Origin of the sequence: Streptomyces atratus (genome assembly GCF_900119365.1) — a bacterium.
GTDB lineage: Bacteria > Actinomycetota > Actinomycetes > Streptomycetales > Streptomycetaceae > Streptomyces > Streptomyces atratus_B.
In genome coordinates this window covers 1-10,597 of the sequence record NZ_FPJO01000063.1, presented here as the reverse complement: position 1 = coordinate 10,597, position 10,597 = coordinate 1, and the positions used below count along the sequence as shown (strand labels likewise).

Sequence of the window (10,597 nt, the reverse complement as noted above, 5' to 3'; positions counted from 1 at the left end):
CGACGAGATGAAGATTCGGGGTACCGCCGTCCCACCGGTAGCCTGATCGCCATTCCAGCCGTACCGCGCCGTCCCGGCCGTTCCACAAGGCCCCTGACCTGCGAAAAGAAACGGCTCTGGAACACGGCGATCACATCGGTACAGGGGGAGGACCCGTGCGACCCGAACAAGGCGACATGCCACCCGCGCAGCCACTGCCGGAAGTCACCGCACTGCTCCAGGCACTGCGACAGGTCAAGGAATCCAAGAACCTCTCCCTGGACGCCTTCACCCATGACACCGGCTACTCCCGCTTCTCCTGGAACCGGGTTCTCAAAGGCGCCGCGTTCCCACCCCGGGCAGCCGTCGAACGGCTCTGCTCCCGCCGCGGCCTCGACAAGAACACCCTGCTCGGCCTCTGGGACACCGCCGACCAAGCCCGCCGCACCCAGGAAGAGGCACCGCCCGGAACGGCGCCCGTTCCCGCACCGGCAGACCCCGCACCGGACGTACCGGATCCCGTGCCGCCGACAGCTCCTGATCCTGCTCCCGCACCATCCACGCCCGGCCCGGCCGAACCAGCGAAGCCGGCCACTGCCTCCCGGAGCCGGATCAGAATCCTCGCCCTGACCGCCGCAGCCCTCGCCGCGCTGCTGCTGGTCGGACGCTGGTACTCGGCCTACGGAACAGAGAACCCCATCACCATAGAGGTCGGCGGCGACAACCGCCCCGGCGACGACCAGCCAGTGATCGACGAAACTCCCCTGCCTCGAAGAGCACCACCGCACCGACCAAGACCCCGACAGACGACGAGAAGAAGAACAAAGAGCAGGACACCCCGGGCGACGAAGACACGAACACGAAGTCACCGCACCCCAGCAGCTCAGCCAAGGGCCAGGCCTCCTCCTCTGCTTCTGCCTCTCCCAGCACGGCTGCCTCGCCCGGCGCCGCCGGCCGCGCCAACTGCCCCTACAACTGGGACCGCAAGCAGGGCATGGCCAAGGGCATGGTCGGCTCGAAGGTGAAGGAGATCCAGTGCCTGCTGAACTACAACTACGACTACACCCTCGCCCTCGACAGCAACTTCGGAGGAAGCACCGACACCGTCGTACGCGCCGTCCAGCGCTGCAGCGGTCCCAATCCCGACGGCCAGGTCGGACCCCAGACCTGGAAATACCTCGACACCCCCATGTCCGGCTGCGGACACTGAAACGGGCGATCCAGCGGGAGGACGCACACCCGGGGCCGGGCCGCCGGGCTGCAGGTGACCAAGGTGGCGACGAAGGACCCCGGGGACGAGCCGGACTGGTCGGCCCCGGACAGGTCTGGCACTGGCGTACGCGCGCAGCGGCGCGCCCGGCAGGTCGAAGCCCGAGGCTCCGACGGCCAGTTGAGAAACGAGGACCACGGCAGTAACACTGGGCTACACGCCACCTGGCGGTAGCTATACGGGAACAAGGCCTTGATCCCCGTGGGTTCGCAATAACTGAAGGGTTCTCAGCGGGAACCCGGGGGTCCGTTGCCCTGATTCCCGGGTGGGGCCCCTTGGGTTTGTTGTGAACCCGTGTGCGTGACAACGCTGAGTATGGAGTCGTGGGGCGTCGTCCGGATTCGCTTCACGCTTCGTCGCGGTGGGTGAGGTGACCGTCGGTGAGTCGCCAGTAGTGGCGGTGAGGGGTCTGTCGCCAGGTCTCGGCGGCGGCGATGGCCTGTGTGACCCATTCGTGCAGTTGCGGGAGGGCGTGCGCCTTCAGCAGGGCACGGATGGCGGCGCGTTCAGCTGCTCTGACGGGGTGGACGTCGATTTGGAAGCCGACCATGTCCGGGTGGATGCCGCGGCCGTAGTTGAAGGGTTCTGGAGCAACCCATTCAACTCCCAGGACGATCGTCCCGCTGTCATGCCCGGTGAGGAACCGCAGGTCCGTGACGCGGGCCATGTGGGCGCCGAGACACTCGTTGATGTCGGTGGTGGTCAGTGGCCAGGCACGGTGCCGGGACAGTCTTCGATTTCGTGCGGACATGGAAGGAAGAATGGCAGAGGGTCAGTGTCTGTCCTCATGGGTGTCCTGTTCGGCGGCGGTTTCCAGAAGTTGGCGGGCGGAGGCCGCATAGCGGATGGCGGTCTTCTCGTCGATGCCGAAGACGAGGGACAGGTGGAGTGGGTCGGCGCCGTGGGTGAGGGCTTCTTCGAGCTGGCGGTCGACGCGGAGCCGTTCCAGGTTCGCTGAGAGATTGCGGGTGGCTTCGGTAGCCCGGAGCTTCCCGACGGGTCCGCGCCCGACGGCAGACTTCTGGGTGATCAGGAGGTGGGGGTTCGCGGTGTTCGGCCAACGGTTGCGCCGGTAGTCCAGCCATTCCACGAGGGTTTGGTAGGTGAGGTCGTCCAGTGGGCGAATGTGGTCGGCGATCGCGATCAGGCGGTTGCCCAGGTCGACGTCGTCGAGTTGCAGCGCTCGGATCATGCTGGGCCGTGCGGCGTGGACGGCGGCCAGGGCCAGGATGAGCCGCGCATGTGGGCGGGCGGCGGCGGTGACTGCCTCGTCGACATCGGCCTGGTCGAGAGGCTGTAGGACCGGTTCGATCGGCCTGGGGATGGGAATGCGGGCGGCTGGGTTCTTGAAGATCTGACTGGTCTTCTTCGCGTGGCGGAACAGGGACCGCAGGGCGACGATGCGGTTTTCACGTTGATGGCCGCTGACTCCATCCCGGACGTCAAGGACGTCCTTGCGGGTGACTTCCCGCAGGTGGTCGTATCGGTCGGACCATTCCAGAAGCGCGGGCCGGACCTCGTGGAGGTAGCCGCGGGCGGTGCTCAGAGCGCGTGGTTGTGCGCGCGGGCCGCCGTCGAGCAAGGTGCGGGCCCAGTCTTCGGCGGTGCGTCGGATCCCCGGAGCGACGCCGTCGAGCTTGCGGGCAAGCCACCGGTCGACCGACGGAGTGCGGTCATCGGCGAACAGGCCGAGCCGGTCGAGGACCTCGGCAGTGTGGCCGACGGACAGTCCACGGCTTCGCAGTGGCGGGAAGATCTCGGAGTATCGGATCACCTCACCCTCGACGTGGCCGGACAGAACGATGACCAGGGCCCGGTCGACGTCACTGGCAATCCAACGGGTCCAGCCTCGGGCCTCGCCCAGCGCGAGGGCCTCCCGGCGGGCCCGGATCAGCTGTGGGTTGTTGAGGTCCGCGTGCCGCTTGCGGTCGAACTGTCCGAAGTCCCGTGCAGCGGTGATCAGTTCAGGTTGATGCCAGTTGGTAGTGGGCGGCGGAACGGCGGCCGGGGGCTTGACTCGCAGCCTCTTGCGGCCGGCCTTGCCGACTGGTCGGCCGCCGTTGCGGGGCCGCTGCGTGTTCGCGAAGAACAACTGCTGGTGCTTCACCTGGAGGAGGAAGGGCAGTAGCAGTGAGTCTCTGCCGGTGACGCCGGCCGCCTTGATCTCCCAGGTGGCCTGAGCCCGGCAGAGGCGGCAGTAGCCGTGTTCCTCATGGACCGCGACCTCTCGGCGGCATCCGGCGCATGCCGCGACGGCATGCGCCTGGCCGTAGGTATAGCAGCCGCGACAGAGCCGTCCGGGCAGTTGGCCCCAGGCGAAGCACCCAATGCATGAGGCCGGGGGCTTGTCGGCCCGTATTCGTCCCACTTGGCGATCTCCCGTCAGGCCGGCGGCAGCGAGCGGCCGTCGCGGCGCTTGGGCACCACGACAGAAGGCGACGAGCCGACCGCCGTCTGTTGGGTCGTGTCCTGGCCGGGGCGGCTTACCGTCTCCGGTTGCGGGATCAGCAGGTCCCCAATCTCGCAGCCCAGCACGACGCAGATGACGTCCAGGTCGTCGAGCTTGAGAGAGATCGGCTGGCCGGACCAGAGCCCGGACATCTTGCCCGCTGAGATCACCAGGCCATGCTCGGCCAGGCTCCGTTGCAGGTCAGATGCCTTCCAAATGCCTTTGCTTGCGGCGGTCAGCCGCAGGTTCCACCTCACCGGATCAGTCCTCCCAGCCGCTGTGCGGCTCTCTCCTGCCCGGCGACCCAGGCGTCCTCGACCCGCGTGCGGTGCACGTGGACGTATCGCATAGTCGTCGCGATCCAGGAATGCCCCAAAACCTCCTGGATCGCGATCAGGTCCATGCCGTTCAGGTAGAGCTCGGACGCACAGAAGTGCCGCAACACATGTGGGGTCAACTTCTCGGCCCAGTCGGGCAGATGGAGCATCGCCGCCCCGGTCAAGCCAGTTCGCAAGGCGTCGTCGCCCACCCGACGGGCCGAGCCATCGGCATTCTTGCGCTCCGAGGGGAACAGCGGGGCGCCGGGGCGGGTGTGGTCGTCGTCGAACTGACCCCAGACGTCCTCGATGAACCACCGCAGTGTCCGCCCGGCATCGTTGATCAGCGGCACCATCCGCTCGCGCGGCCCCGAGCCCCGGGAGCCCTTGCCGTAACGGACGTGTAGTTTGCCGAACCGGCCCAGGTCCCACTTGATGTCCGCGAGGTCCAGCCGACACGCCTCGTTCACCCGCAGCCCCAACCCGGCCATCAGCTTCGCGGCGGTGTAGTTGCGGGCGGTGGGACCGAACTTGCGACAAGTGGCCAGGTCACCGGCCCAGCCCGTGAACAGCTTGCCGACCTCGGGTGAGGTCGGCGGGATCCGCAGCTGGGCGTCCTTGCTGCCGCGGGGACGGTTCATCTCGTCGATCGGGCAGTCCACCACTCGGCCGGTCAGCTGGTGGATTTCGACCTTGTGCCGTAACTCCAGAAACGCGAAGTACGTCGTCAGCGCCTGAGGCCGAGCGAGCCGGGTACCGCTGGGCGATCCCCTCAGGACCCGCCCGAAGTACGAGTCTGCGTCCGAGGGCTCCATGTCCCACAACGGCCGACCGAACCACGTCCGGATTTGTTCAAGATTGCCGACGTCCCCGCGGATGGTGCCGTCCGCCAGCCCGGCCGAGGCCCGGGCCAGCACGAACCCGGCCAGCACGTCCGTCTCGAACGCTTCCAGCTCCTCGGTCGAGGCCGGCGCCCGGAGCTCGCGCAGATCCCGTACAGCGACAGCGCCAACCCGAGCCCCCTCAGCTTCACCCAGAAAGTGGAACCATCGCAGAAACTGAGACTACTTCATGAATCTTGAACTTTTCTCACTGAGGCCTGAGATGAGGAGGAAGGGAAGAACCCTCTGGTCAGCAGGTCGGACTCTCCCGAGGCCTCAAAGAAACCCACGGGATGTCGCACACACCGTGCGGACGACGCCGACGGCGGCGACTGACCATCTGACCAGAGCCAGGAAGGGCATTGCATCATGGGGGTGGCCGGTGGGTGCTGTGCGGTGTGGGCGAGGTGGCAGGCGCGCCCGACGTGGAGCAGGGCGGTGGTCTTCCCGGCCGCCCCCGGGCCGGTGACGATCAGCGAGGGCCGGGCGGTGGCCTGTTGATGCCGTCCAAGGAGCATCAGGGTCCGCACGCTCGTGGTGAGCGTGTCGATCGCCGGGGTCTGCACGGTGACGAACGCGGAGTGGTAGGCAAGACGTTCCTCCACGCTGCGTGCTGGTTCCCCGGGTGCGGGCGGCTGCGGGGCAGGGGTGGTTGCGAAATGCTGCCATCCCTGCACGCAGAAAGTGTCTTCCGCTGGACTGACAGAACCTCTCGACAAGGTTCATCGTCCCAGCTCAGAAGGCACTTTCGTATTTCCTCCCCGGCTTCCGGCCCCATCTCAACCGAAACGGCGAAGTCAGTCGCCGAGGACCCGCTCCCACAGCAGCCCGTCCCGCCAGCTCCCGTCGAGAAAGATCGAGGAGTGCGCGACGCCGTACGGGCTGAACCCATTGCGGCGCAGCACCCGCTGCGACGGCAGATTCTCCAGATTGGTGGACGCCTCGGCGCGGTGCAACCCGAGTTCGTCCGTCATCACCCGGAGTACAAGCCCGACGGCGTGCCCGGCGTGCCCTTGATTCTGGGCGACGCTGGCGATCCAGTATCCGACGGAGCCGCGGCGCAGGTGCGGCTGCGGCAATATTCCTCCGACGGTGACCTGCCCGATCACCTGGTCATCGGCGAGTACCACGCCCGGCCAGACCGCGCCGGCCCGGTATCCGGCCAGCAGGCTGTCGATCCGCTCCGCCTGCCCCTCCGGGGTGAAGAAGTCGGCCGGCTGGGCCGGTTCCCACGGCCGGAAAGCCTCGAAGTCCCGCACCCGATGCGCGGCGATCGGGGCGGCGTCGGTGGGCTCGATCAGGCGGATCCTGGTGCTGCTGCGCATGGGCTGATCCTCGTCGCAGTGCGTCGATGAGACGGCCAGCCTATGGGAGGTGCCCGCGCCACGGAGCCAGGCTGCGGAGGCGGCGTCGCAGTCAACGTCTGGGAACCGGCCATTAACCAGCAGGCTCAAGTACTCGAAAGCCGAAGAAGTAGTCCCTGCCTGTTCGGCATCGAGGGCCTTTCGAGCCCGCGTCGCAGCAGTGTGCAGCTTCGACAAGGTGCTCGCCCGCGTCGCCGCACCGGGCGCCAGGCCGCCCGCCTCGTACCGGGGAGCCCCCGCCGCGCACTTTGGGGGCTCCCCTTCCGCGTCTCGGGGGGAGCCCCCAAAGTGCGTGCGCGGGTCAGGCTCCCGCCAGGACCTCCCGCAGTCTCCGCACCCCCGCCTTCCACTTCTCGGCGCCCGACTCCTCCCAGAGCTTCGAGCAGCTCGGACTCCTTGGTGAGGATCCGGTCGAGCGCCTCCACCACCAGGGGCCGCAATTCCGCCGAGAGCGCGGGCAAGGGCTCCCTCGGGGCGTACGAGGTGGTCACCGGGTCACCCCGGGCGCTGCGCCGCGAGCAGCGCACTGACAACGCCCTGTCAGTGCCGTGTGCTTGGATCGCCGCCATGATGAAGGACGACGACATCCAGCAGACCCCGGAGGGCTCCGCCGAGCTGTGGATCGGGGCGGTGCCCTCCCTCGGGCCCGGTGGGCGTGATGTGTTTCTGGGGCTCGGTTCGCACGCCGACGAGCCCGGAGCCCGGCTGGCGCGGCTTCTGCTCGACCGGGGGCACGAGGGCGAGGAGGGCGTTTTCTATCTGCTGCCGGAGGATCTGGCCGCCCGCTACGAGCGGACCGGTGACCGGCTCGCGGTGACGCTCCTCGCCCACAGCCTCCGGGCTCGCCCGGAGGAGGGGCGCGTACTGCCCGGAGCACTGCCCTCAGATCCGCTCGACGCCGACCGGGTCGTCCTGCTCCGCCGCGAGCTGACCACCGGCTTCGTCCCCGTCGAGCAGGGCGGGGAGTTCCAGCCGGTCCTCCTCGTCGACCACACCGCCGGTCCGGATGCCGGGCCCGAGGAGCTGATCGCCCTGTTCGAGCAGGGCGAGGCGGGCATCGCCGTACTCAACGCGGAACTGCTGCCGGACCGAGCCTGACGTTCCAGTGCAGGACGGGTCGGTCGGGGCCGAAACGTCCGGTGAGTAGTGGGAGCATGCACCCTTACTCTGGGTGACCGCTCGACTGGGGGTCAGTGCCGCTGGAGGTGTCTGGCGGCGCCTCGCTCAGGGCGCTGTTGAGCGTTTTCAGTGCGGCGATCACCGCGTCGACCTCTGTGTCGGCGAGTGCGGGGAGCATCTGTCGCAGAGTCGGTTCCGCATCCCGGTTCCTGGCTTCCCGGGCCTGGGCGCGGGCATGGTTGGCGATCTTGGCGACAGTGCGGCGCCGGTCGGCGGGGTCGGCTCCCAGCTCGACCAGGCCCCGCTTGTGCAGCGCCGCCACCACGGTGGATACCCGGCTTTGGGCGAAGCCGGTGCGCTGGGCAATGGCCCCCACCGGCTGCGGACCGGCGGTGTAGAGGTGCTCCAGCACCAGAAGCTCGGTCGGCCCCAGGTCGGAGGCGTTCTTCATTGCCGAGATCGCGGCAGCGGTGAGCCGCCTGCCGAGATGGTGCAGCTCAGCGAGGTCCAGGGAACTGGTCGGCAATGCCACGTACATCCTCCTCGGGAACATCTCTCATGATACATCCGTCATAATGCATCACAAGAGATGTATCTTGCTAGATGTATTTGCCCCGGGAGGCGCGACATCCCCGAGACGTCCCTAGGAGGAGACATGACCCGACCGATAGCCCGAGTGCTGCTGTTCCCGCTCGCCATGGCCGCACTGCTGGTCGGCATCTACACCGCCGCCATGCACGCTCCGACCCCGCACCACCTGAAGATCACGGTCGCCGGACCATCTGCGCAGACGGAGCCACTGGCCGCTTCCCTGCGCGGGGCTCTGGGCGATGCGTATGACGTCAGTACCGTCACCTCCACCGAACAGGCCCGGCAGCTGGTAGCGCACCGGGCCGTGGCTGCCGCCTACGTCCCCACGCCGACGCCCGGTGACCGCAGCGCCGGTACGGCGGGCACCGCCTTCGCCCAACCGCAGCAGCCAGACGGCCCCGTGCTCTACATCGCCTCAGCCGCCGGTGCCGCCCAAGTCAACCTGGCCGCCCTGCCGTTCCAGAACGCCGCTGTCCAGCAGCACCAGTTCCTCCAGGTCCGCGACCTGGTCCCGCTCAGCGCCCACGACACCAGCGACACCAGCACCATGTACGCCGCGATCAGCCTGACCCTCGCGGGCTACCTGTCAGCCGTCATGCTCTCGACCGTGTTCGGCACCGCCCTCACCCTCAGGCGCACGGTGGCCACGCTCGCCGCCTTCGGCGCCGTTGCCGCAGTCGCCGTCTGGTTCATCAGCGGCCCCCTCCTGGGCGCCGTGCACGGCTTCGCCCCCGCCATCCTCGTCACCGGCTGGCTCACCGTGATGGCCGTTGGCATGGCCACCTTGTTCCTGTCCCGCTTCTGCGGGCGCATGACCGCGTTGCCCGCCGTCGGGATCTTCATGTTCCTCGGCATGCCCGCCTCCGGAGCCGCCCTGCCCATCGCGACCATGCCCGCACCCATCCGCACCCTGCACGACCTGCTGCCGATGACCTCAACATCCGGCAGCCTGCGCCAGATCATGTACTTCGCCGGCGACGGCATCAGCCGCTACTGGCTCGCCCTCACCCTGTGGGCCGTCACCTGCCTCGCCCTGACGCTCATGTACGACGCCGTCAAGGCCCGCCGCACCGCCCACCGCAACAACACAGACACCCTGCCCCGGCAGACCGCCGAGCCCATCCCCTCCCGCTGATCGCATCCCCAGCGCACATCCACCGCCACACCCCAGAACGAGGCCGAACCCGTGACCGAAGCGCCACCGCCGTTCAACGACCACAACACCGACCCAGCCCGGCCGCCAGGTGACCCACTGACCCTGATCGCCACCGAAACCGAGCTGACCGGTCTCGACTTCACCGGCCTGGACCTGCGCCCAGCCCTGCGCCGCGATTCGCGCCCCCGGGCATTCACGCGCTGCACCTTCACCGAAGCCAACCTACGCGGCGCCCAACTCGCCGAGGCCGTCTTCACCGACTGCACCGCCGTGACAGCCGACTTCACCGGCGCCCTACTCGATCAGGCCCGCTGGAAGGGCGGCAGCGCCGCCGGCGCCAACTTCACCGACGCCGACTGCGGCGACCTCATCTGCGACAGCGTCGACCTGGCCAACACCAAATGGGGCGGCGCCATGCTCACCGACGCCACCTTCACCGGATGCCGCATGATCGGCGCCCGCCTCACCGGCCACCGCGGACTGGGCCTCAATCTCGCCCGCTGCAACCTGGCCGTCGCCAACCTCAACGGCCTGAGCCTGCGCGGCACCCACCTCGTCGGCATCCGCTTCACCGAAGCCGACCTCGGTGGCGCCGACTTCCGCGACTCCACCTTCGAAGACTGCCGACTTGCCGATGCCAACCTACGGGCCGCCACCTTCACCGACGCCGACCTACGCGGCGCCGACCTCGGCGAACTCACCCTCGCCACCGCCGCCCAGTTCCGCGGCGCGGTCATCTCCCCAGACCAGGCCGCCCAAATCTGCGCCGCCCTCGGCCTGAACGTCATCGGCTGAACCCTGATAGCAAGACAGACACTGGTCTCCCCGGCGATCACAGAGCGTCGCATCTCCGTGATCGCCAAGACCTGTGCTGTTTCGTAGTCGGGTTACCACCACCACGCCTATCTGCGCGGCCTCTAAGCCTCGATCCACCGACCCGTGCCTTGTGGATAACGTCTCGGAGAACGAAGAAGTGCCTTGTGACCTGCGATGATGGGAGTTCTTCAGGCTTCCAGCACGCACAATCAGCAAGGCACTTCCGAGATGCAAGTTTCCCACACGCGGGCGGCGGTCTCCGCTGCCTTCGCTGACGCGAGCCTGATCGCGCATGCCGGGCTGGTTCCGGTGATGCGGCTGGCCGAGCGGTGCGGTCTGCCCCGGCTGGTGAGGGAGAAGGTGAGGCTGACCGGGGCGAAGAACGGCGCGGGTGCCTCGGCGGATGCCAAGGTCACCGGCATCGTGGGCGGCATGGCCGCAGGGGCGGACAGCATCGACGACCTCGACGTTCTGCGCCACGGTGCGATGTCGGCCGTGTTCGAAGGGGTCCGTGCCCCGTCCACCCTGGGCACCTTCCTCCGCTCCTTCACCCACGGTCACGCCCTCCAACTGCACGCGGTACACCGCAGGTTCCTCGGCGAACTGGCCGCGCACACCCCGTTGCTGCCCGGCTCCGGCGAGAAGGCGTTCATCG

11 protein-coding genes and 1 pseudogene are annotated in these 10,597 nt (G+C 68.2%); 6 read left to right on the top strand and 6 right to left on the bottom strand.

The features are described from left to right. Nucleotides 1–176 precede the first annotated feature (176 nt). Complete coding sequence (locus tag BT364_RS44515; RefSeq protein ID WP_371268706.1) at nt 177–1,004, top strand: helix-turn-helix domain-containing protein; 828 nt, start codon at nt 177–179, stop codon at nt 1,002–1,004. After that, nucleotides 974–1,189 (top strand): peptidoglycan-binding domain-containing protein, encoded by a 216-nt coding sequence (locus BT364_RS38160; RefSeq protein WP_072489721.1) that lies wholly within the window; start codon nt 974–976, stop codon nt 1,187–1,189. Before BT364_RS44515 ends, BT364_RS38160 begins: the two co-directional genes overlap by 31 nt. Nucleotides 1,190–1,595: 406 nt before the next feature. Here BT364_RS38160 and BT364_RS38150 read toward each other — a convergent pair whose 3' ends face one another. The 5 genes from BT364_RS38150 to BT364_RS38125 all read right to left on the bottom strand — a co-directional run bounded on the left by BT364_RS38150 (nt 1,596) and on the right by BT364_RS38125 (nt 6,221). Beyond that, the gene (locus tag BT364_RS38150; protein ID WP_072489719.1) at nt 1,596–2,000 is read right to left on the bottom strand and encodes a hypothetical protein; all 405 of its coding nucleotides are present in this window, start codon (nt 1,998–2,000) and stop codon (nt 1,596–1,598) included. Between the two features lie 21 nt (nt 2,001–2,021). Further along, on the bottom strand, nt 2,022–3,617 hold the full coding sequence (locus BT364_RS41245; protein ID WP_072489718.1) for a site-specific integrase: 1,596 nt from the start codon (nt 3,615–3,617) through the stop codon (nt 2,022–2,024). A gap of 14 nt (nt 3,618–3,631) precedes the next feature. Further along, nucleotides 3,632–3,955 (bottom strand): helix-turn-helix domain-containing protein, encoded by a 324-nt coding sequence (locus tag BT364_RS38140; RefSeq protein WP_072489717.1) that lies wholly within the window; start codon nt 3,953–3,955, stop codon nt 3,632–3,634. Then, nucleotides 3,952–4,947 carry a tyrosine-type recombinase/integrase gene (locus BT364_RS38135; RefSeq protein ID WP_256260424.1) on the bottom strand — a complete coding sequence of 332 codons (996 nt, stop codon included), beginning with the start codon at nt 4,945–4,947 and terminating at the stop codon, nt 3,952–3,954. The genes BT364_RS38140 and BT364_RS38135 overlap by 4 nt, the downstream gene beginning before the upstream one ends. 746 nt (nt 4,948–5,693) lie before the next feature. Continuing rightward, nucleotides 5,694–6,221 (bottom strand): GNAT family N-acetyltransferase, encoded by a 528-nt coding sequence (locus tag BT364_RS38125; protein ID WP_072489715.1) that lies wholly within the window; start codon nt 6,219–6,221, stop codon nt 5,694–5,696. A gap of 438 nt (nt 6,222–6,659) precedes the next feature. Between BT364_RS38125 and BT364_RS38120 the strand changes: the two genes are divergently transcribed. Further along, nucleotides 6,660–7,358: a hypothetical protein gene (locus tag BT364_RS38120; protein ID WP_256260423.1), complete on the top strand. Its 699-nt coding sequence runs from the start codon at nt 6,660–6,662 to the stop codon at nt 7,356–7,358. A gap of 64 nt (nt 7,359–7,422) precedes the next feature. Here the strand turns inward: BT364_RS38120 and BT364_RS38115 are convergent, their stop codons facing one another. Further along, entirely contained in the window at nt 7,423–7,911 is a 489-nt protein-coding gene (locus tag BT364_RS38115; RefSeq protein WP_256260422.1) for a MarR family winged helix-turn-helix transcriptional regulator, read from the bottom strand. 123 nt (nt 7,912–8,034) lie between these two features. Between BT364_RS38115 and BT364_RS38110 the strand changes: the two genes are divergently transcribed. The 3 genes and pseudogenes from BT364_RS38110 to BT364_RS38100 form a co-directional block, all read left to right on the top strand. Beyond that, nucleotides 8,035–9,105 carry an ABC transporter permease gene (locus tag BT364_RS38110; protein WP_072489714.1) on the top strand — a complete coding sequence of 357 codons (1,071 nt, stop codon included), beginning with the start codon at nt 8,035–8,037 and terminating at the stop codon, nt 9,103–9,105. 51 nt (nt 9,106–9,156) lie between these two features. After that, nucleotides 9,157–9,921, top strand: coding sequence for a pentapeptide repeat-containing protein (locus BT364_RS38105; protein WP_079179860.1), 765 nt, complete (start codon nt 9,157–9,159; stop codon nt 9,919–9,921). Between the two features lie 249 nt (nt 9,922–10,170). Then, nucleotides 10,171–10,597: pseudogene (locus BT364_RS38100) on the top strand (IS1380 family transposase); the annotation flags it as partial.

Bases quoted from the DNA above. Each gene is read 5' to 3' on its own strand.
- BT364_RS44515 (WP_371268706.1), top strand. From the start codon at position 177: ATGCCACCCGCGCAGCCACTGCCGGAAGTCACCGCACTGCTCCAGGCA.
- BT364_RS38160 (WP_072489721.1), top strand. From the start codon at position 974: ATGGCCAAGGGCATGGTCGGCTCGAAGGTGAAGGAGATCCAGTGCCTG.
- BT364_RS38150 (WP_072489719.1), bottom strand. From the start codon at position 2,000: ATGTCCGCACGAAATCGAAGACTGTCCCGGCACCGTGCCTGGCCACTG.
- BT364_RS38125 (WP_072489715.1), bottom strand. From the start codon at position 6,221: ATGCGCAGCAGCACCAGGATCCGCCTGATCGAGCCCACCGACGCCGCC.
- BT364_RS38110 (WP_072489714.1), top strand. From the start codon at position 8,035: ATGACCCGACCGATAGCCCGAGTGCTGCTGTTCCCGCTCGCCATGGCC.